Source organism: Mesorhizobium erdmanii (genome assembly GCF_013170725.1).
GTDB classification, from domain to species: Bacteria; Pseudomonadota; Alphaproteobacteria; order Rhizobiales; family Rhizobiaceae; genus Mesorhizobium; species Mesorhizobium erdmanii.
Genome location: NZ_CP033361.1, coordinates 6099335 through 6118392, shown reverse-complemented (window position 1 = coordinate 6118392; position 19058 = coordinate 6099335). Strand labels below are relative to the sequence as shown.

Genomic DNA, 19058 nt, shown 5'->3' with positions numbered 1-19058 from the left:
GTCGACTCCTCTTGTTAGTGTTGCACGGAAAGGAAAGTCGCAGCATCCCTGCTGGAAAGCTCGAAGTATCTCAGCCCTTTATGCACCCCTTCGCTATCCGCTCCAAGATCCGTCATTCCGATCGCATCCCGGTAGAAAACTTCTGCGCCAGGAAGGGAATGCAGACCGATCCGGCCACCAAACTCTTCTTCCAGGCTCAAGCTGACGGCTGTGCCAACGAGCGCACGCCCCGCACCCTTGTAAGTCGGCTCAGCAACCAGCTTTGGTCGATTCCATGGCGCCGTCGCCAGAAACTCCACGTAGATCAGCGGCACTCGCTGATGCTCGGGATGGCGACTGAAGCAGTCTTGGCCACCTTTGCGCGTCATCATGATGGCCTGTGTGCTGCCACCACATTCGAGCACGAAGAAATCGAACAGGAACGGGTCGTTCAGCGCAGCCAGCGCCTTCTTGCCCCATTCCCAATGGGCGTCTTCGCCATTGACCTCCGCTAAAGTCTGAAGAGAGGCCTTGGCTTCCCTGCGACGCAACTCAAAAAGCGGTCGCCAGCGTCCTTCGATATGCGCGAGATTGGTGCTGTCCAGGCCGTGATACAGATCTGCATCTTCGAACCGGCCTGTTGCGCGATTTAAGAGAAAGACGCGATCGATCAGCTCTTTCATAGAACCATCAGCTCTACTTTTTCTGATTTATCGGCGCTTTCGACAAACACCTTTTCGCCACGCGCCAGTCGATCGTCGACTGATTTGTAGAGCCGCAGCGCCTGGCGAACGAGCGCGGTTTTGGACAACCCTTTTTCTTCACACATGGCTTCAAGGACGCTCATTTCCGCGTCCGACAGGTTAAGCGTCATTGTACGCTTCATAGGCGCCTCCCTAACCGGCATCGTTTACGTAGCTATAAACTCCATAATTGTCAATCAAAAAATAATTACAAAATAGCCATTAATTAGCTAGACATTGGCTAAAAATTGCATATATGTTTTGGGCAGAATGAGAAACAAGGAGGCTTCGATGCCTGACGCAGCGAACTTTACATATAAGCTGAACGGCCGCGTGGTGGCTACCGATGACGCCATCGTTTCAGGTCGCGCGGTCCGCAACAGCGGTGGGCTTGATCCAGCCAGCGACTATATTCTCATCCAGATAGCCGACAGGACATCGCGTTCGATCGGCCTTGAGGAAGCGATCGACCTGCGACAGATGCCCCAGCCTGAGTTCCTTTCATTCAAAGGCGACAGCACCTTCTCTTTCACCGTCAACGAGCGTGGCTGGGAGTGGGGGGCGGCGACAATCTCCGCGTCCGACATCTACCGCTACGCCAGCATCGCCGAGGAACTCGAGCTGATCCTGGACAGCGCCGGCGATACGGTCATTCCCGCCGATGGCGCGGTGGTTCTTGGCGGACATGGCGTCGAGCGCATCCGCAGCCGCGAGGCGAAAACGGTGGTCATCATGATCAACGGTCGATCGCGCACGATACCCCGGAGAAAGCACAGCTATCGCGAGATTGCACTGCTCGCATACCCCGACGCCGATTTTGAGAAGTTCAAGTACACGATCACCTACCTGAAAGGTGTCCACGGCGCGGAAGGTGATCTGGTCGAGGGCGAGAAGATCGAAGTCAAGAACGGGATGGTCTTCAATGTCCGCCGATCTGATAAGTCGTGATCCGCATCTGAAGCGGCTGCTGGACGAGGGGTTTGAGCTCGAGATGCGCGAGCTCGTCCTTCTCGTTCACAGCGTGCCCTACGTGAAGCGCGACATGTCGCTTGGCCGCGGCACGCTTGTCTGCATTCTGTCGCTGGATAGCGAAGGCCTGACCTCGACTCCACAAACCGGCCACACCATGTGGTTCACCGGAGAGACGCCTTGCCATCGCGATGGTACGCCGATGACCAATATCATCCACAACAGCAACGAGGCGACCGTCGGATCCGACATCAAGGTCCACCATTACTTCTCGTCGAAGCCAGAAGGGACTGGCCGGTATGCCAACATTTACGACAAGGTCGTCACCTACGAATCTCACCTCGGCGCCGCTGCGCGGTCGCACGACAAGACCGCGAACGCGCGCACAGGCGTCACGTTAGCCAGCGCGGAGGACGATAGCCCCTTCGCGATCCCCGATTCTGCGTCAGCCCGCTATGGAATCGTCATCGCCAACCGCAAGCTCAAGGGCCGCATTGCTATCATCGGCCTTGGCGGCACAGGTGCCTATCTGCTCGATCTCGCCGCCAAGACCCGCGTTGCCGAGATCCACATCTACGACGACGATCAACTTCTCAACCACAATCTTTTCCGTTCGCCCGGTGCTCCCGAACTGGCGCTGGCGAAGAATTTTCCCCGCAAGGTAGATTATTACGCAGCGCTTTACGCGCGTATGCACAAGGGCGTGAAGCCGCACGCCACCAGGGTCAAGGCTGACAACATTGATGAATTTGCAGGTTATGACTTCGTCTTTGTCTGTGTTGACAAGGGATCGTCGCGGCGCGTCATTGCCGAAGGGTTGGTTCGCCTGGGCATTCCGTTCGTCGACACTGGCATTGGTCTTGGGCTCGACGACAACACGCTCGACGGCTGCGCACGGGCGACTTTCATTGCCCCCGGCACGCCCTGGGCGGAAGTGGCGACCCATCTGTCGTTCGGTGACGACGATGAAGAGGCCGATGTGTACGGCACCGAAATCCAGATCGCCGAGCTCAATTCGTTGAACGCGATCATGGCGATTATGCGCTGGAAGCGCTGGCTGACCTTCTATCGTGATGAACGCAACGAAAAGAACGCGACGTACATGATCGAGGGCAACAATATCACGAACCGGGGGGCATGATGGCTCGGGTGGATTGTCTTGCAACGGTCTTTGTCGAAGACATTCCCGAACAGCTGGAAGACGGGGTCCTTTACGTGTCGCGCCAATGCCACGTTGCCCTCCATAATTGCGCCTGTGGGTGTGGCGAGGAGGTTTCAACACCGCTCGTTGCAACCGAATATGACTTTGTCATGGAGGACGAGGGCGCCTCGATCTGGCCGTCGATCGGCAACCACGACTTCCCTTGTGGCTCACACTACATCATCAAACGTGGCCGAATCCATTGGGCGGGCAAGATGTCTCGCGAGCAGATCGAAGCCGGCCGCGCCTATGACCGCCTTCTCAAGCGCGGTGCCCAGCCGAAGGGGCTCGGGGCCATCCTCGCATGGTTCAAGCGCCTGTGGATCAAGTTCATCAGCTAATCAGTGTGCAGCCGGCGGCATCGCGTTTGCAGGCACAGATCAGGTGACGACGCCTTCGGGAAAGCCTGCCTCTCCCGCGAGCGCAACCATTGCGCCTGCAAAAAGCGGCGTCTGTTCGGCGGGTTTCAATATCTCGGTGCAGCCCGCCGCCAGTGCCGGCGAGATCTTGCGCGCGACCATTGAAGCCGGGAAAATTCTGCAGCGTGATCGTGCCAATAAAGCCGATCGGCTGCTTCTCTGCCGTGTCGGCGGCGCCAACCGCGGAGTTTCGCTTGTGGGGAGAGAGAGATAGACAGGCTTACCTCTTGGAATCGTGGGGTCGTGGCCCCATTTTGGGGCAACCGATGCAGGGGTGCCCATACCTTCCATCTGCGAAATCCGGGTTTTCCTCGACATTTTGACCTGAAAGGCCATATTGTGATTGTCGCAAAGACGGACTTCTAGCGACAGCTCGCCGGGCAACCGGTTCACACCCAAGTGTGGAATATCCAAGAAGCGTCCGATTTAAAAGGCGCACCGCCATCCTGGCGGCCGCCGGTTACGACGTCTCGCTGCTGCTTAACTGGTTCAGGCAGCTTCTGGCTGCTCATCGCAGCGCTCAAGCGGCTGACAAAACCCGTCGCGGCCTGACCCGCTTTCATTGTTCACGGACGACCAGTTCATCGTTGAAATGATCGCGCAGCCGGGCGACGGCCGCGCTCATGGCCGGCTGACTTAGGTTGATGCTGCTGCCGCCGCCGTCAGGTTGCGCTCGCTCAGCAGTGCGTCGAGCACGACGAGGAGGTTCAGATCAAGCCATTGGAAACGCACGGTTTTAGCTTATCCATAGCGTGGATGCTCCGATCTAAACAATCAATTTTGCCAAACGTCCATGGCGCTGCATAGACGACCGCACGTGACGTGCACCCGGTACGCCGCGTATGGCCGAATGGCGGATGATTCCTGTGAGGGTAGTTTTATGAAATTGTATGTGAAAGTCTTTGGTGGAGCGGCAGCATTGTTCGCTGCCTGGCCGGCGATGGCCAGCGAGCCGGTGGTGAGCGAACCGGCGCCCTACAATCCCAATTTCTCTTTCGTCGGCGGCGTCGGCGTCATCGACATCGAGGCCAACGAGCTAGTCAATCAGAGTCGCTACAGCGGCTCGAAGCTGAGCCAATTTATCTGGGAAAGCACCTCTCCGGTCATTTCAGCCGAGATGACGGCGCGCAGCGAGGCCGGCTGGACCGCCAAGCTTTCCGGCCAGTTCGCCTTCAGCGGCGACAGCTACATGGAATACTATGCCTGGTTCCCGCCATTCTCGACCAATGATGGCTGGAATGACTGGAGCAGCCGTTCGCGTCATTCCGACACCGGTCTGGATCACTTCTATTCGGCAACCGTCGCGCTCGGCCACGACTTCCAGGTCAGCGATCAGCTGCTGATCAACGTCAACGGTGGCTTCAAGTACACCTCGGTCAAGTGGACTGCCTATGGCGGCTCCTACGTCATCAGCGGTGCCGGCTTCCGGGATTCGGTGGGCGACTACCCAGGAGACACAAAGGTCGCCAGCTACCAGCAGAACTTGCCGGTCGCCTTTGCCGGCATCGATGCGACCTATGTCAAGGATCGCTGGAACTTCGGCTTTGCGCTGAAGGGCGGCATGACCTTCTCGGCCGGCGGTACCGATCATCACTGGATCCCTGACCAGCGCTACGAGGAAGATTTCGAATCGGCGCCGGTTCTGATGATCGGCGGCAGCGTCGGCTACCAGTACAACGAGCGGACCAGCTTCTTCGTCTCCGGTTCCTACGAAAAGATGTTCACCGCTCGCGCCGACTCCAAACTCTATGACATGCCGACCGGCGCAGAGATTGGCGGCAACGACTCGATGAGCGGCGATTTTGCCGCGGCGACGGTGATGGTCGGCATCAAGACCGCGTTCTGATTGAACGAACCGGACCGGAACGCCAAACCGATGTCCGCACGGCGCAGAAATCGGTGGGCGCGATAGGGACGACGTTCTTTCGCCGAGCTATCGTTCCGCGGTAGACCGTCTCTGATCTCGCAGCAGTCGTCCTTCGTCGAGGCGCAACCAGCGCAGCGAGTTCCATGCTGAAATGCTTCAGTTGGGAGCCGGTCTATCACCGCGACAGATCGCGCCCCAGATTGGCACGTTGAGAACTGTCGAACGCTGGCTTGCGGGCGGTGAGCCCGAGCACCGGCGGCCAAGTGCCTGACAAAACCTGTCGCCGCCTGATCCGCTTTCATTGTTCACGGACGACCAGTTCATCGTTGAAATAATCGCGCAGCCGGGCGACGGCCGCGCTCATGGCCGGCTGACTTAGGTTGATGCTGCTGCCGCCGCCGTCAGGTTGCGCTCGCTCAGCAGTGCATCGAGCACGACGAGCAGGTTCAGATCAAGCCATTGGAAATGCACGGTTTTAGCTATCCATAGCGTGGATGCTCCGATCTAAACAATCAATTTTGCCAAACGTCCAGGGCGCTGCATAGACGACCGCACGTGACGTGCACCCGGTACGCCGCGTATGGCCGAATGGCGGATGATTCCTGTGAGGGTAGTTTTATGAAATTGTATGTGAAAGTCTTTGGTGGAGCGGCAGCATTGTTCGCTGCCTGGCCGGCGATGGCCAGCGAGCCGGTGGTGAGCGAACCGGCGCCCTACAATCCCAATTTCTCTTTCGTCGGCGGCGTCGGCGTCATCGACATCGAGGCCAACGAGCTCGTCTATCAGGCTTCCGGCAGCGGCTCGAAGCTGAGCCAACTGATCTGGGAAAGCACCTCTCCGGTCATCTCAGCCGAGATGACGGCGCGCAGCGAGGCCGGCTGGACCGCCAAGCTTTCCGGCCAGTTCGCCTTCAGCGGCGACAGCTACATGGAAAACTATGACTGGAGCCCGGCCTTCTCGACCAATGATGGCTGGAACGACTGGAGCGACCGTTCGCGCTTTTCCGAGACCGATCTGGATCACTTCTATTCGGCAACCGTCGCGCTCGGCCACGACTTCCAGCTCAGCGATCAGCTGCTGATCAACGTCAACGGTGGCTTCAAGTACACCTCGGTCAAGTGGACTGCCTATGGCGGCTCCTATGTCGAGAGCGTTGGCGGCTTCCGGGATTCGGTTGGCGACTACCGAGGAGGCGAAAAGTCCAACAGCTACCAGCAGAACTTGCCGGTCGCCTTCGCCGGCATCGATGCGACCTATGTCAAGGATCGCTGGAACTTCGGCTTTGCGCTGAAGGGCGGCATGACCTTCTCGGCCGGTGATACCGATCATCACTGGCTGCGTGACCTGCGCTTCGAAGATCATTTCGAATCGGCGCCGGTTCTGATGGTCGGCGGCAGCGTCGGCTACCAGTACAACGAGCGGACCAGCTTCTTCGTCTCCGGTTCCTACGAAAAGATGTTCACCGCTCGCGCCGACTACAACACCTATGACATTCCGACCGGCGCAGAGACTCGCGGCTACGACGATCGGAGCGGCGGCGATTTTGCCGCGGCGACGGTGATGGTCGGCATCAGGACCTCGTTCTGACCGGAACGCCAAACCGATGTCCGCAACGGTGCAGAAATTGCTGGGCGCGATAGGAACGACGTTCTTTCGCCGAGCTGTCGTTCCGCGGTAGACCGTCTCTGATCTCGCAGCATCGTCCTTGTCCCCGACAAATGGCGTTTGGAGAGATGCAAGCCGGTTGGGCCATCGAATAGGCCCATCGCGATAGCTGTGAGCTGATCGCCTTCAATCGTAGGCTTCCAGAACAACGTCGAGCCGCACTCAGAACCCGCGTTCAACCGACTGAGAGCGCGTCGCACCGAACATTCACGGCAGCGAGCAAATGGCCCGATTCTTTCGATGTTATCGAACGTGAAGCACGCGACGTCGGGTGAGCAGACCCAGCGGTTCCCCACCATCGGCATGAACATGCTCCGGAACTTTCAATCGCGGCTGACCTGGCCCGCCGCTTTGCCGCGGCCATACATGGCGACGATGATGCAGGCCTCGGTCAATGGGGCTTCCCTTGCAGCAGCCTCCAGCCGTGACATTGAGGCTGTCCGGGCGGCAATCACCAAGCCCTGGAGTGCGAGCCCGGTCGAAGGCCAGATCAACCGCCTCACGATCAAGCGCCAGATGTACGGGCGCGCTGCCTATCCCCGACTTCTGGCAGCCGCTTGACCCGACCGGACAAAGGGACAAGCCGCAGGGCCGAGGAAGGTCAGCGTGCGCCAGTGGCCGTGTGAGGCAAAGCCGCGCAGGGGTTTGCCGCACGGTCCCCAGCCCCGCAGCGGAGCCATGTTGGTCTTGATCCAGGTTTCGCCGATAAACACCAACCGTTCCGGATCGAGACCCGCCTGCCAGGAGCACCAGCGTTGCCGTCGCCGCGCGATGTCGGCGCGAACCTGTTCAACGGCGAACAGCGTTTTTTTTGAACCGCAAACCCTCGCGCCGCAGGAAGTGCCATACCGTGTCGTGCGAGACCTTCACACCGCGTGCGGCAAGTTCGTCCTTCAGGCCGTGTAGCGACAGATGCGGCGTCTGGATGATCCGCTCCTTCAAGTGGCAGCGGCAGTCCGATCGATGAGCGCGCCGTCTCAATATCCGTCAGAATCTGTGTCTTGCTGACCTTGCGACCGACGACATCCCACGCTCCTGTCACAAACTCCTCCTTCGTCAGTGCCGTGATGCTTGCCGGGGTAGGAAAGGCATGGAGGAAAGCGAAGAACCAGTCGCTGCGGCTGTTCCCCCGGAGGCGGTCGATCTCGGGTAAATACAGCGGCAGGTAGTGCGTCAGGCCAGTGCAGCGCATTAGGGGTAGATGGGGTATTCGGCTTGCGCCCCTTCTTCAATGGTGAAGCAGGAAGGTGCTGCGCTTCGAGCTGATGATAGAACGTGGTCTGTCCAAACAGCCACAAGCATCAGGAAGGAAGCGCAGCATGAAGTACTTTATCGGTCTCGATGTCGCGGTGAGACTGCCGTTTGCATCGTTGATGAAACCGGCAGGATCTGGCGTGAGGTGAAGGTGGTCAGCCATCCCGACGATCTCCTCGCCGTGCTGAAGCATGCTGCCTTGAATATTGAACGGGTCGGCCTCGAGGCTGGGCCGTTGTCGCAATGGCTTTTCGAGGGGCTGGCCAGGGCCGGGTTGCCGGTCATCTGCATCGAGACGCGCCATGTGAAAGCGTTCTTGAAGGCGCAGCCGAACAAGACGGATCGCAATGATGCGCGCGGCATCGCGCAGATGATGCGGGTCAACCTGTACCGCCCGGTGCATGTGAAAACGCTCACGAGCCAGATGCGGCGGGCACTCCTAACAGCCCGCAAGCTACTGCAAGGCAAGGCAATCGCCATCGAGAATGACATCCGCGGCCTTCTGCGCGACTTTGGCCTCAAGGTCGGTGTTGTGGGAACGGTGAAGTTCGAGGAGCGCACTCGCGAGCTCGTCGAAGGCATGCCCGATCTCGAAGAAATCATGGAACCGCTGCTGGCCGCCAGGCGGAAGCTGCGTGCCGAATTTGCTCGCCTGCACAAAAAAGTGCTCATGATCGCCAGGAATGATGCGACCTGCCAGCGCTTGATTACGGTTCCCGGTGTCGGCCCTGTTGTGGCGCTCGCCTATGCCGCGACAATCGACATTCCGCAGCGGTTCAGCAACTCCAAGGCGGTGGGGCCCATCCTGGGACTGACGCCGAAGCTCAACGAGTCCGGGGAAAGCAAGCGCGTTGGATGCATATCCCTGTGCGGGGACGGCATGATGCGGACGTTGCTCTATGAGGCTGCCCAAACGCTGATGACTCGCGTGACGAAATGGTCGTGGCTCAAGACCTGGGCGATGAACGTCGCCAAGCGGCGCGGGATGCGCAAAGCAATTGTCGCGCTGGCACGTCGCCTGGCGGTCATCATGCATCGCATGTGGCTGGACGGCGCCGAGTTCCGCTGGACGCGGGAAACCATGGCGTCAGCCATCTGATCCAGGAGGCCGGGAAGGAGAGAGACAGTGCGATCAGGACGCTTGGCAGATTGGGCCGCCTCGTTCTTCTGACCCCATACTGGGAGGGCGAAACGCCGATCCCGCAGAGAAGCAAGGCCCTGCGAAAGACGTCAAAATGCCGGAGACTGAAAAGCCCGATAGCGCTTGACCTCAACACGCCGAATAGAGAAGTGTCTCAGTTTGAAATCTTGTCAGCAGTGTAGCCACGGCGACCATTCCGGGCTGTGCTTGCCGCTAAGCATGTGGCAGCATACGCGCGAATCATGTCCAAAGACCTCAACCCAGAGAAAGCGCTCATTTTTCGGATTGTCCACAGGGACAATATCGGACCAGTGCTGGCTGATGGTTGCCACTGCCGCGCAACCATGGAAGGCAAGAAATATATCGAGATCGGGAATCCGGAGCTGATCCAGAAGCGCGCTGACAAGGCGGTTCCGATCGATCCGGGCGGCACTTTGAGCGACTACGTTCCGTTCTATTTCACACCCTATAGCCCGATGCTCTACAACATCAAGACGGGTTACAACGGCATCAAGCAGCGCTCGATGCGAGACATCGTGATCCTCGTATCTTCGCTGCATCACCTGGCCAAGTTAGAGGTTCCGTTTGTGTTTACCGACCGGCACGCCTATCTGAAGTTGGCGCAGTTCTCGGACGATTTGGCCGATCTGAACTGGATTATCTGGCTGACCCTGCAAGCGCGCGATTTCAAGAAAGATGACATCGACAAGTTCGAGAAATATCAGGCTGAAGCGCTTGTATATAAGCACGTTCCGCTCACTGCCCTGCTTGGCATCGTTTGCTATGACGAAAACGCAAAAGCCGAGATCGAGGCTGCCGCCGCGAAAGCAGGCGCTAAGGTGAAGGTCCTGGCAGAAAGGAGATGGTTCCTCTGATGGTCAAGTTTGTCCGTGGCAACCTACTTGAAGCTGACACTGAAGCTCTGGTGAACACCGTCAACACCGTCGGCGTGATGGGGAAGGGCGTCGCCTTGATGTTCAAAGAGGCATTCCCCGAAAACTTCAAGCTTTACGAAGCCGCTTGTGAGGATAAGCGCGTGCGGCTTGGCGAGATGTTCGTTACGGAGCGGAACGACCTCTATGGCCCGAAATGGATAATCAACTTTCCCACTAAGGCGCACTGGCGATATCCATCTAAGATCGAATGGATAGCAAAGGGCTTGGACGATCTTAAAGCTGTCGTGGAACATAACAACATCAAATCCATAGCTATTCCACCTTTGGGTGCTGGCAACGGCGGCTTAGATTGGCCTGAAGTTCGCGAGATAATCCTGTCTAAGCTTGATTCGCTAAATGATGTCGAAGTTCTTGTTTACGAGCCGACCCGACAATACCAGAACGTGGCCAAGCGTGCCGGCGTAGATAAGTTGACTCCAGCGCGAGCGCTGATAGCTGAACTTGTTAGGAGATATTGTATTCTTGGAATCCAGTGCTCGTTGCTGGAAGTTCAGAAACTTGGCTATTTCGTGGAGAGATTCGCGAACCGAGAGGGCTTGGATGAGATGAAATTCGAATTCGGAGCCAATAAATATGGGCCGTATTCGGACAAGATGAAGCATATGCTGAATGCTCTGGATGGAAGCTATTTACATTGCGATAAGCGACTTGGTGATGCCGGCCCCTTTGAGCCAATTCATTTTGATGATGAGCGAAAGGAACGCGTCTCTGCCTACTTTTCTACCGCTGAAGCAAAGCCATATCGATCAGCTTTGGAGGCCACCAGCAAGCTTATCGACGGCTTCGAGTCTCCCCTGGGGATGGAGTTGCTTGCGACCGTCGATTGGTTGATGCGCCACGAAAAGGTTGCCCCCCAAGTGAATGAGATCAGGGCTGCCCTGCCCAAATGGCCCGGTGGCGAGGATGCGGCTGAGCGGAAGTTGCGGCTGTTTGATGATCGCATCATCAAGATAGCCCTGGATGCTTTGAAGGAAAACTCTTTGGTGCAGGCCAGCTAATGCCCACGGGACCTAAAGGACAGAAGCGCCCCACCGACGTGATCGGCAACGCCGTCCGCGTCATGCGCATTGCCACTGGCGATGAAGCCGAGGACGTTGACGACGGCAAAGACCCTGCCGCCAAGGCGCTTGGCTCAAAGGGCGGCAAGAAGCGCGCCGAGAACATGACGCCAGAGCGCCGGGCAGAGATTGCGAAGAAAGCTGCTGAAAAGCGGTGGGGTAAGCTGTAATTCAGTTGACCTGAGATCGTCGACCGTGAACAATGAGATTGGTCAGGCTTCGATCTCGTTTGGCTGACTTTGGCGGGCTGCGATGAGAAGCCACAAAAGCAGCCTGAACCAGTTGAGCAGGAGGGAGAAGTTGTAGCCGGCGGCGGCCAGGATGGCGTTGAGGGCGTCGCCCTGCTGGCCGGCGAGGTAGTTGCGGTCCATGCGGTGTTCGTTCTTGATGTGGCCGATGACGGGCTCGACCGCCGAGCGCCGCCGCATTTGGCGCTTGATGGCTGGGGTGACGCGGCGTTTCTGGCCGCTGGTGAAGAACCTGAGCTTGTGGCTCTGCGGTGCGTTGTGGCCGCGATAGCCGGCGTCGGCGAGGATGCGGCCGATCTCGTTGCCGATGGTCTTTTCCATGTCGGGGATGACGCTTGCAAGCGTGTGGCCGTCATAGGGATTGCCGGGCAGCGCCTTTGCATGCAGGGCGAACTGGCCGCCCCTGGAACGCTTCAGCGTGGTGGCCACCGACACCTTCACCCCGAACTCATAAGACGCATGCGCCTTGCCCTTGCCGATGCATTCCACCTCGTGCGCGTGCAGGCTGTAGATCTTGCGGCCGCGCTGGCGCTGACGTTGCTCGAGAACGGTGGCGGCCTGGTAGAGCGGCCATTTGAAGAGCGCGTCCAGCCCCGCATGTTCTTGAGGAAGTGGCTAAACGTGGCGTAGAGGTTCCGGTGGGATCGACGGTGCCCGACGCTGGGGCAAAGCTTCGCCTGAAGGACCATATTGCCCAAGCGCTCGAAGAGAGCGCCAAGAAGGAAGGCGCATAAAGCGCAGCAGCAATGGATGATCTATTTTCTTCAGACAGGCGGAATCTGCCTCGGGTTATCCCCGAGCGAATCCGCGAGGCGCGGGAAGCTCGCGGGCTACAGATTGAGCCATTCGCCGAACTCTTGAACGTGACAAAGCAGGCTGTATCCCGGATAGAAAGCGGTCTCTCCGCCCCGAGTGGGGAAACATTCGGCCGCATCATAGCCGTGACTGAGCAGCCGCCGGCGTTTTTCACTACCCCAAGACAACGATCCGGCGCGGGCATCGCGCCGTTTTGGCAGTTTAAAGCGAGTCGAATTGTACCATCGCAAGCGCATCGCTCGTCGGCTTGAGTGGGCTAGCGATGTCGTCGCATATTTGGAGCGCTTCATTGATATGCCATCGCTCGATCTCCCAGCCCTTGATTTTGATCCGTCTTCTCAATCAACGGATCAAATTGAAGCGGCGGCAGATGCACTGCGATCCGCCTGGTCGCTTGGGCGCGGTCCCCTCCGGGACCTCTCAGCGATCATGGAGCTGCATGGCTTCATCCTTGTTAGCGAGGCGGTCGATTGTCCTGATATGGATGCCGTTTCATGCTGGCAGGCAGGCCGTATGTCTTGTTTTCAGCAGATGTAACCAGCGGGCCGCGTACCGCCTATAGAGCAGGCTCACGCCTGCGGCCTCAATCGCGTCGCACGCCGGCGGCCGTATGGGCGGGCAGTTTGTCCCAGCGAATTGCACCGCCGAAAGTAGCCAACTTTTGTCCCACACACGACAATTCTGCCGCCCCGAGGGTGGAGCGGCGCGACAAACCTTTTATCCAAGCAATTGAGAACGCTCATGGAATTTCGGAGGTTCTTCGACGACGCTACACGCGCGGCACGAAAGTTGCTGTTCATCCTTGCAGGGTGCTGACCGCAGCAAGCCGGCGTACGGCAACATCACTGAGTAGCATCCGCCAACCACGAGAAAGGAATGCACCATGAAGAAGAAGATCGCAGAAACCACCACGGTCATCCGTACGACCACGCCGTACACGGGCACGGTCTGATGACTTGGGAGGGTGGCAATGCGCCACCCTCCCTCAACCAAGAAGGCGAGCAATATGGCCGATTTTGTACAGTCGCACGCTTTGGCGTTGATTTCGGAGGCGGTTGGCGCCTCAACAATAACCGTGCTCAAGGCTGACAAAGGCATGGCTCCTCGAGCCACGGTCGCGACAGCTCTTGCAGACTGTGGATCTAATGTCGAGTTTGCTGATGGTGATTGGCAACGTGGCGGCTATCTCGCGGGATTCCAAAACCTGGTTGATGCGGCTTTGGAATGGACGACCAAAGAATGCCCGCACCTGATCGAGAAGCACCAGCAATCGCTTAAGCGCCTGTTTCCGCTTCTCTCCAGCGCCGCCTTTACCGTTCCAAAAGACCTCACCAACACATCGAGCAAGGAAGAGCGAACACGGTTCTACCATCACGAATATCAGAACAAGCTGCTCGTGGGGCTCGCCGAATATCTGCTCGAATATGCTAGCCGAAGCGGTCTCCGCTGTGTGCTGGTCATCGATCGAGCTTCAGAGATGTCACCTACGGCCGTCAACCTGGTGAAAGTGTTGCGGCGGCTCGACAGCGAACGCCATTTCCGCTTTGTTCTCGTGGACCATTCCAATTCCGTGTTCATTGAAGGGGCCTGTGAAGTCAACTTCGGCTGTTATTCGATCGATGAACTCGCCGGTCTCTTTAAACCTGACATGGCACCACAGAAGCGGCGGTTGATTTTTGAGGCGGCTCGCGGGAATCCGCTACTCCTTCGCGCTCTGATCACCTGCAATCAGGCCGGCATGCCAGTTGTTGGATACTTGACCTCCAATGCTGCTATCGACTTGCACCTGGCGAGCCTGAGCCCTGAGGAACGCAGCGAGATGCTTCGATCCTATGTGGAAGCAGACTGCAACCCGACCGATCTAATCGCCCAACGCAACTATGAGACATTTGATCGGGAGTATGCTGACAGTCTGCATGCAGAAATGCATCGGGCCGCAATTGAAAAACATCTTGCCGGAAAGTCACCCTTGGTGACATTCCACGCCTTGTCTGTTCGGAACAAATTCAAGCGGCTCGAGCTTATTGCGGAGCCAAGCGAAATTCTTAAGAGCATTGGGCTTTATGACACTTGGTTCAGCTATTTCGGCGAAATGTTTGCGGATCCCGAGCTGCGCGTTTACGGAACAGGAAACGATGCGGTCAACGCGGTTTTCATCAATGCAGCGTTTGTTCTCTACAGCTTGGGCTGCGGCTGCGTCTCGGTTCCCTATCTCGATCTTTTCTACTCGAAATTCCCATCAAGCCGCTACACGCCTACGGTGCTTTACGCCCAATCAATGACCTATGCCAGATATCAACAGCCAGTGAACCTTCCATTGGCGGAACAATACGCGCTGCGAAACATCGATACTATTGAGCGGGATTTCAAATATCACGAGAAATACCACTACATAAAGGTTTTCGCGGAAAACGCCTATGCCTATATCAAGGCAAGGCAGGGTCAATTTGACGAAGCCCTCCAGCTTTGCACGGAAGGTAAGGCGACAATGTCAGAGATATATGGCGACAATCGCTTCAAACTCCATCAGTCAATTTTGATGTATAACATCAGTCAGGTATACGAGCTTGTAAACGAACTTTCTCTCGCGGAGAGAAAGCTTGGCGATGTCATCGCCGTTGATCCTTATTATGGCGAATACCAGAACGATCTTGGAAATCTCCTCGGCAAAGTCCCGGGCCGTGAAGTTCACGCGTCAAATGCATATGCGCGCGCGATCGAGCTCTGCCCGCCTTACTACGAGGCGCATTTGAACCGGGCAGGTCTCCGTAAACGTCTCGGTGATACACAAGGAGCGCTTTCCGATCTTGATCGCGCTCTGTCGATCAAGCCGGAAGAATGGCGAGCTCTGCTGGAGAAAGGCAATATCCTTCTCTCAGCCGGAAACCCGTCTTCTGCAATTGAAGCTTACCTTGCTGCCGCTGAGTTCGTTCCCTCACATGCGGACCTGCAGAGCAACTTGGGTCTTGCCTATTCCGAGTTGGAGAAGCCTGAGCAGAGCATCGCTCATTATCAGAAGGCCCTCGATATCGATCCCCGTCATGCGCCGGCCCACAACAATCTTGCAATTGAGCTGTTCAACGCCAAGCAGCCTGATTTGGCATTGGAGCATGCCAATCAAGCCGTCGATTTTGCCGGCGAGCCCGATTACGAGGCCACGCGCAACCATATCCGCATGGCATTGGCGAGTTAGACAAATAGGTAGGCGTAAAAATTTGCGGTAAGGGGCTCCGTCGCCATTTCCACAGCCCTGCGGATTGGCATGACAAGCCTCGCTTATGCCCAAGCTCGATTGCGCTAACCGTTCACGCTGGGATCGGGAGGCAAGGGTTAAGCAGCAAGCAGCTGACCGCCAATGACGACGGAATCGGGATCCTGAACCGCCCCAATCGGGCTGCGGAACCCCGACCAGCTCCCCGTCGCAGCCGGTACGCAAAACACCAGCCATCAGTCTGGTATGAAGCCGGCCACCGTTCCAACCAAAGACCGGCCAGTTTTCGGCACTAAAGATTGTCTCCTGGGTCAGCAACTTTGGCGTCAAACACTCGCTGCGGACGACGAGATTTTGATGCAAAGAGAAGGCTGACCATGAGATAGTTGAGACAAATGCTTCGGCCTGCCGCAAGCGCGACCAGCTCCCGCGAAATCGTGGTGGTGCTGGTAATAGCACGCGGTGTCGACCAAGGGAGCTTGCCCAAGCTGTGGCGATGGTTGGCGACGTACAATTGCCGAGACCTCTGAGCGAGTAACCCCGGTGAACGTCGCGGCAATCTCCGCCACGGGTGTCGACCTAATTGCACGCCCGACGCCGGACTGCGGTGGAACCGTTTTGGCGGCCATTCGCATGATTTCCGGCCCCAAGATGTAGAACGGAACGGCCCAACGGGTGAGGGGAGCCGCGACGCTTTCGGCGCCCTACTCGCCGGCGGGCTCGGCGGTGGCCGTCGCGTCTTTTTCGCTACTGGCGTTTCAGATACGCTGCCAAGGCTAAGGTCTGGCGGTGAGATGGGGCAAGAGCGCTTTCCACCTACTGTCTTGGCTATGAACTCGACCGGGACGGCTCCGCGTGATTGGTGCCGGTCCTGCTCGCGCAGCAGCTGCTTCGTCTGCCCAACCGTGAGCACCCACTGCTTTGCCATGCGGGACGAACGCATTTTTCCATAAACATTGCATATGTCAGTGCTAGGAAAGGTCCGAATCGGAAACGAAAACAATCGGGGCGAAGCTTACCATGTTGAGCGCCAGCCGAGGCAAATCGCCTGCACAGCTTTTCCGCTATCTATCGGCCAAGTGGCCCGCGGCGTTCAATCCGAAAGCGCCCAGGCCGCTCAAGATCGGCATCCATCATGACATTCGCGTGCTTGACGGCGAACTGTCTGATGATGAATTAAGGAGAGCCCTGCTGGCGTATACCAGGATGGCCAAATACTTGGCGAGACTGGATGCCGGCGCCGCACGGGTCGATCTCGATGGCAAGCCGGCCGGCGTGGTCTCGGATGCCGACGCGGCGACCGCCAAGGCTTTGCTGAGGGCCCGCAAGCACAAACAAGAGGCCAAGCAAACGCCGGAGCCAAGGGTAGAGCCTCGAGCGCCACCCAAACCAAAACCGAAGCGAACCGCCGGGTACAGGGCGAAGAATACGGCCGACAGCCCGACCGGCATAGTCGTTGAGACGAAGCGTCGCCGCGCTTTTCGAAAGCCGATGGCTTGAGCGCCGCTGAGCGATAGGCCTTGCACCGACGGACACAGCCCCTGAGGGTCGGAGCGCCGCCCCGTGCCGATCCGAATTACCGCGATTGTAAGGAGCTGCCGCATTCGTGCTGGCGAAAAACGAAGTGGTCGGTCATCCCTTCTCGAGACGAACCGAGGCCGGACGTTGGTGTCTCCGAAGCCACGGCCAGCGGCTCTCCGCCGCATCCTTGCCCGCGCTCTCCTTGTCCTCTTTCACGACCATCTCTACTACGCCCTGAACATTTCCGGCCGGATCCGACTTCAAGGAAAAGGGCGGCATCGCCGCCCTTTCGCGTATGTGAAGCCAGATCGGCTGGATTAAAAGTCCATACCGCCCATGCCACCCATGCCGCCACCCATGCCGCCGCCCATGCCGCCAGGCATGCCGCCGCCGCCGGCCGACTCCTTCTTCGGAGCCTCGGCGATCATGGCTTCGGTGGTGACCAGCAGACCGGCGACCGAGGCCGCGTCCTGCAGAGCCGTGCGCACGACCTTGACCGGATCGACGATGCCCATGGCGATCATGTCGCCATAGTCGCCGGTCTGGGCGTTGTAGCCGAAGGTCGTGCCCTTGTTCTCAAGGATCTTGCCGGCAACGATCGAGGCTTCCGCACCGGCGTTGGCCGCGATCTGGCGGGCCGGAGCCTGCAGCGCACGACGAACGATGGCGATGCCAGCAGTCTGGTCGGAGTTTGCGCCGACAGCGTTGATGCTCAGCGAAGCGCGCAGCAGGGCGACGCCGCCGCCTGCAACGATGCCTTCTTCCACGGCCGCGCGGGTCGCGTTCAGAGCGTCGTCAACGCGGTCCTTCTTTTCCTTGACTTCGACTTCCGTCGCACCGCCGACGCGGATCACCGCAACGCCGCCCGCGAGCTTCGCGAGACGTTCCTGCAGCTTCTCCTTGTCGTAGTCCGAGGTGGTCTCTTCGATCTGCTGCTTGATCTGGGCAACGCGGCCCTGGATCTCGGCCTTCTTGCCGGCGCCGTCGACGATGGTGGTGTTCTCCTTGGAGATCGACACCTTCTTGGCGCGGCCGAGCATGTTGAGGCCGACGTTCTCGAGCTTGATGCCGAGGTCTTCCGAGATGACCTGGCCACCGGTGAGGATGGCAATGTCCTCCAGCATGGCCTTGCGGCGATCACCGAAGCCCGGCGCCTTGACGGCGGCGATCTTCAGGCCGCCACGCAGCTTGTTGACGACGAGCGTGGCCAGAGCCTCGCCTTCGACGTCTTCCGAGATGATCAGCAGCGGCTTTGAGGTCTGCACGACGGCTTCCAGGACCGGCAGCATGGCCTGCAGATTGGAGAGCTTCTTCTCGTGGAGCAGGATGTAGACGTCCTCGAGCTCGGCAACCATCTTGTCGGCGTTGGTGACGAAGTAGGGCGAGAGATAGCCGCGGTCGAACTGCATGCCTTCGACGACTTCGAGTTCGGTCTCGGCGGTCTTGGCTTCCTCAACCGTGATGACGCCTTCATTGCCGACCTTCTGCATCGCTTCCGCGATCATCTTGCCGACCGACTCGTCGCCATTGCCGGCGATTGTGCCGACCTGGGCAACCTCTTCCGAGGTCTTGATCTTCGTGGCGTTCTTGATCAGCGTCGCGACGACGTCGCTAACCGCGAGGTCGATGCCGCGCTTCAGATCCATCGGGTTCATGCCGGCGGCAACCGCCTTGTTGCCTTCCTGGACGATCGACTGCGCCAGGACGGTCGCGGTCGTGGTGCCGTCGCCGGCGATGTCATTGGTCTTCGAAGCGACTTCGCGGATCATTTGCGCGCCCATGTTCTCGAACTTGTCGGAAAGTTCGATTTCCTTGGCGACGGTGACGCCGTCCTTGGTGATGCGCGGGGCGCCGAACGACTTGTCGATGACGACGTTGCGGCCCTTGGGGCCGAGCGTCACCTTCACCGCGTCGGCGAGGATGTTGATGCCGTGAAGCATGCGCTCACGGGCATCACGGGAGAATTTTACGTCTTTGGCAGCCATGTTTAACTCCTGGGCATTTCGCCCG

General features: G+C 58.3%; 16 protein-coding genes and 7 pseudogenes. 14 read left to right on the top strand and 9 right to left on the bottom strand.

The genetic code is table 11. The annotated features are described in order from the left end of the window. Positions 1-14: 14 nt before the first annotated feature. Together EB233_RS29430 and EB233_RS29425 are read right to left on the bottom strand one after the other, a co-directional pair. Positions 15-662, bottom strand: a complete 648-nt coding sequence (locus tag EB233_RS29430) for a hypothetical protein (protein WP_064987305.1) — start codon at positions 660-662, stop codon at positions 15-17. Continuing rightward, positions 659-865, bottom strand: a complete 207-nt coding sequence (locus EB233_RS29425) for a ribbon-helix-helix protein, CopG family (protein WP_032921561.1) — start codon at positions 863-865, stop codon at positions 659-661. Before EB233_RS29425 ends, EB233_RS29430 begins: the two co-directional genes overlap by 4 nt. A 148-nt stretch (positions 866-1013) precedes the next feature. Between EB233_RS29425 and EB233_RS29420 the strand changes: the two genes are divergently transcribed. Genes EB233_RS29420 through EB233_RS29410 form a run of 3 tightly spaced genes read left to right on the top strand, consistent with a single transcriptional unit; the run spans position 1014 to position 3233 of the window. After that, positions 1014-1670, top strand: a complete 657-nt coding sequence (locus EB233_RS29420; protein WP_244277770.1) for a multiubiquitin domain-containing protein — start codon at positions 1014-1016, stop codon at positions 1668-1670. Beyond that, positions 1645-2832, top strand: coding sequence for a ThiF family adenylyltransferase (locus EB233_RS29415; RefSeq protein WP_019863500.1), 1188 nt, complete (start codon positions 1645-1647; stop codon positions 2830-2832). The genes EB233_RS29420 and EB233_RS29415 overlap by 26 nt, the downstream gene beginning before the upstream one ends. Continuing rightward, entirely contained in the window at positions 2832-3233 is a 402-nt protein-coding gene (locus tag EB233_RS29410; protein WP_064987405.1) for a ubiquitination-like system serine protease family protein, read from the top strand. The genes EB233_RS29415 and EB233_RS29410 overlap by 1 nt, the downstream gene beginning before the upstream one ends. Positions 3234-3278: 45 nt before the next feature. Here EB233_RS29410 and EB233_RS29405 read toward each other — a convergent pair. After that, positions 3279-3468: pseudogene (locus tag EB233_RS29405) on the bottom strand (aldehyde dehydrogenase family protein); the annotation flags it as partial. A 420-nt stretch (positions 3469-3888) separates the two neighbouring features. Further along, positions 3889-4043 (bottom strand): annotated as a pseudogene (locus EB233_RS29400) (LysR family transcriptional regulator); the annotation flags it as partial. Between the two features lie 187 nt (positions 4044-4230). Between EB233_RS29400 and EB233_RS29395 the strand changes: the two are divergent. After that, positions 4231-5157, top strand: coding sequence for an omptin family outer membrane protease (locus EB233_RS29395; protein WP_244277771.1), 927 nt, complete (start codon positions 4231-4233; stop codon positions 5155-5157). A gap of 337 nt (positions 5158-5494) precedes the next feature. On the opposite strand, the pseudogene EB233_RS29390 reads toward EB233_RS29395, so the two are convergent. Continuing rightward, positions 5495-5649, bottom strand: a pseudogene (locus tag EB233_RS29390) (LysR family transcriptional regulator); the annotation flags it as partial. A 186-nt stretch (positions 5650-5835) separates the two neighbouring features. Between EB233_RS29390 and EB233_RS29385 the strand changes: the two are divergent. Both EB233_RS29385 and EB233_RS31965 read left to right on the top strand, forming a co-directional pair. Next, positions 5836-6765 (top strand): omptin family outer membrane protease, encoded by a 930-nt coding sequence (locus EB233_RS29385; RefSeq protein WP_244277772.1) that lies wholly within the window; start codon positions 5836-5838, stop codon positions 6763-6765. Between the two features lie 318 nt (positions 6766-7083). Continuing rightward, a complete protein-coding gene (locus tag EB233_RS31965; protein WP_081288668.1) occupies positions 7084-7404 on the top strand; it encodes a hypothetical protein in 321 nt (106 codons plus the stop codon). Between the two features lie 17 nt (positions 7405-7421). On the opposite strand, the pseudogene EB233_RS29375 reads toward EB233_RS31965, so the two are convergent. Continuing rightward, positions 7422-7779 (bottom strand): annotated as a pseudogene (locus EB233_RS29375) (transposase); the annotation flags it as partial. Continuing rightward, a pseudogene (locus EB233_RS29370) lies at positions 7748-8020 on the bottom strand (IS110 family transposase); the annotation flags it as partial. The pseudogenes EB233_RS29370 and EB233_RS29375, both read right to left, overlap by 32 nt. A 142-nt stretch (positions 8021-8162) precedes the next feature. Between EB233_RS29370 and EB233_RS29365 the strand changes: the two are divergent. The 4 genes and pseudogenes from EB233_RS29365 to EB233_RS29350 all read left to right on the top strand — a co-directional run bounded on the left by EB233_RS29365 (position 8163) and on the right by EB233_RS29350 (position 11422). Further along, positions 8163-9196 (top strand): annotated as a pseudogene (locus EB233_RS29365) (IS110 family RNA-guided transposase). Positions 9197-9480: 284 nt separating this feature from the next. Beyond that, the gene (gene darT, locus EB233_RS29360) at positions 9481-10113 is read left to right on the top strand and encodes a type II toxin-antitoxin system toxin DNA ADP-ribosyl transferase DarT (protein WP_064987309.1); all 633 of its coding nucleotides are present in this window, start codon (positions 9481-9483) and stop codon (positions 10111-10113) included. Further along, positions 10113-11192, top strand: coding sequence for a type II toxin-antitoxin system antitoxin DNA ADP-ribosyl glycohydrolase DarG (gene darG / locus EB233_RS29355; protein WP_064987310.1), 1080 nt, complete (start codon positions 10113-10115; stop codon positions 11190-11192). Before darT ends, darG begins: the two co-directional genes overlap by 1 nt. 38 nt (positions 11193-11230) lie before the next feature. Next, complete coding sequence (locus EB233_RS29350; protein ID WP_244277773.1) at positions 11231-11422, top strand: RNA-binding protein; 192 nt, start codon at positions 11231-11233, stop codon at positions 11420-11422. A gap of 42 nt (positions 11423-11464) precedes the next feature. Here EB233_RS29350 and EB233_RS29345 read toward each other — a convergent pair. Next, positions 11465-12091, bottom strand: a pseudogene (locus EB233_RS29345) (transposase); the annotation flags it as partial. A gap of 155 nt (positions 12092-12246) precedes the next feature. Between EB233_RS29345 and EB233_RS32370 the strand changes: the two are divergent. The 4 genes from EB233_RS32370 (at position 12247) to EB233_RS29325 (ending at position 17027) form a co-directional block, all read left to right on the top strand. Further along, positions 12247-12567, top strand: coding sequence for a helix-turn-helix domain-containing protein (locus EB233_RS32370; protein WP_081288669.1), 321 nt, complete (start codon positions 12247-12249; stop codon positions 12565-12567). Continuing rightward, positions 12533-12853, top strand: coding sequence for a hypothetical protein (locus EB233_RS29335; protein ID WP_064987312.1), 321 nt, complete (start codon positions 12533-12535; stop codon positions 12851-12853). Before EB233_RS32370 ends, EB233_RS29335 begins: the two co-directional genes overlap by 35 nt. A 469-nt stretch (positions 12854-13322) precedes the next feature. Continuing rightward, a complete protein-coding gene (locus EB233_RS29330) occupies positions 13323-15509 on the top strand; it encodes a tetratricopeptide repeat protein (protein WP_064987314.1) in 2187 nt (728 codons plus the stop codon). A 1038-nt stretch (positions 15510-16547) separates the two neighbouring features. Beyond that, a complete protein-coding gene (locus EB233_RS29325; RefSeq protein WP_064987315.1) occupies positions 16548-17027 on the top strand; it encodes a ProQ/FINO family protein in 480 nt (159 codons plus the stop codon). Positions 17028-17365: 338 nt separating this feature from the next. Here the strand turns inward: EB233_RS29325 and groL are convergent, their stop codons facing one another. After that, positions 17366-19033: a chaperonin GroEL gene (gene groL, locus EB233_RS29320; RefSeq protein WP_064987316.1), complete on the bottom strand. Its 1668-nt coding sequence runs from the start codon at positions 19031-19033 to the stop codon at positions 17366-17368. Positions 19034-19058: the final 25 nt, after the last annotated feature.

Excerpts from the sequence above, each read along its gene's own strand:
- darG (WP_064987310.1), top strand. The coding sequence starts at position 10,113 with ATGGTCAAGTTTGTCCGTGGCAACCTACTTGAAGCTGACACTGAAGCT.
- EB233_RS29325 (WP_064987315.1), top strand. The coding sequence starts at position 16,548 with ATGTTGAGCGCCAGCCGAGGCAAATCGCCTGCACAGCTTTTCCGCTAT.
- EB233_RS29420 (WP_244277770.1), top strand. The coding sequence starts at position 1,014 with ATGCCTGACGCAGCGAACTTTACATATAAGCTGAACGGCCGCGTGGTG.
- EB233_RS32370 (WP_081288669.1), top strand. The coding sequence starts at position 12,247 with ATGGATGATCTATTTTCTTCAGACAGGCGGAATCTGCCTCGGGTTATC.
- EB233_RS29430 (WP_064987305.1), bottom strand. The coding sequence starts at position 662 with ATGAAAGAGCTGATCGATCGCGTCTTTCTCTTAAATCGCGCAACAGGC.
- EB233_RS29330 (WP_064987314.1), top strand. The coding sequence starts at position 13,323 with ATGGCCGATTTTGTACAGTCGCACGCTTTGGCGTTGATTTCGGAGGCG.
- groL (WP_064987316.1), bottom strand. The coding sequence starts at position 19,033 with ATGGCTGCCAAAGACGTAAAATTCTCCCGTGATGCCCGTGAGCGCATG.
- EB233_RS29410 (WP_064987405.1), top strand. The coding sequence starts at position 2,832 with ATGGCTCGGGTGGATTGTCTTGCAACGGTCTTTGTCGAAGACATTCCC.
- EB233_RS31965 (WP_081288668.1), top strand. The coding sequence starts at position 7,084 with ATGTTATCGAACGTGAAGCACGCGACGTCGGGTGAGCAGACCCAGCGG.
- darT (WP_064987309.1), top strand. The coding sequence starts at position 9,481 with ATGTCCAAAGACCTCAACCCAGAGAAAGCGCTCATTTTTCGGATTGTC.
- EB233_RS29415 (WP_019863500.1), top strand. The coding sequence starts at position 1,645 with ATGTCCGCCGATCTGATAAGTCGTGATCCGCATCTGAAGCGGCTGCTG.
- EB233_RS29425 (WP_032921561.1), bottom strand. The coding sequence starts at position 865 with ATGAAGCGTACAATGACGCTTAACCTGTCGGACGCGGAAATGAGCGTC.